The organism is Leucobacter japonicus (assembly GCF_001273855.1).
In the GTDB taxonomy this organism is placed as follows: domain Bacteria; phylum Actinomycetota; class Actinomycetes; order Actinomycetales; family Microbacteriaceae; genus Leucobacter; species Leucobacter japonicus.
This window is the reverse complement of the sequence record NZ_JHBX01000132.1, coordinates 1-320: the sequence shown is the minus strand read 5'-3', so window position 1 is coordinate 320 and position 320 is coordinate 1. Positions and strand designations below refer to the sequence as shown.

The 320-nt window shown below is 50.3% G+C and carries 1 protein-coding gene; it reads right to left on the bottom strand.

Annotated features, from left to right (window positions below; genetic code table 11):
* Positions 1-27: 27 nt before the first annotated feature.
* The gene (locus AMS67_RS17895; protein WP_206541770.1) at positions 28-258 is read right to left on the bottom strand and encodes a hypothetical protein; all 231 of its coding nucleotides are present in this window, start codon (positions 256-258) and stop codon (positions 28-30) included.
* Positions 259-320: the final 62 nt, after the last annotated feature.

Genomic DNA, 320 nt, shown 5'->3' with positions numbered 1-320 from the left:
CATCTATAACCCCTCTTCTCTCTCCTACTACTTCTCGTTCTCCCCCCTCCCTGCCTTCCCGCTTCCTTTCCATTCGCTTCTCGACTTTCTCAAGGAGCGCTCGGATCCCTCCTCACCCTCCCCCCTGTCTCTTCTCCCCCTCTCCTCTCCCCCTCTCCCTTCCTCCCTCTCTTCTTCCTTCTTCTTCTTTCCCCCCCCCCATATCCCCACAGATGCTTTAGACACTACTAGCAGTGACGATAAGTTATCTTCCTTCAAGAATTATATACACTTCTACGATTGTGATGAATATGTCATACTGGAGCAATAGCAAGACACAT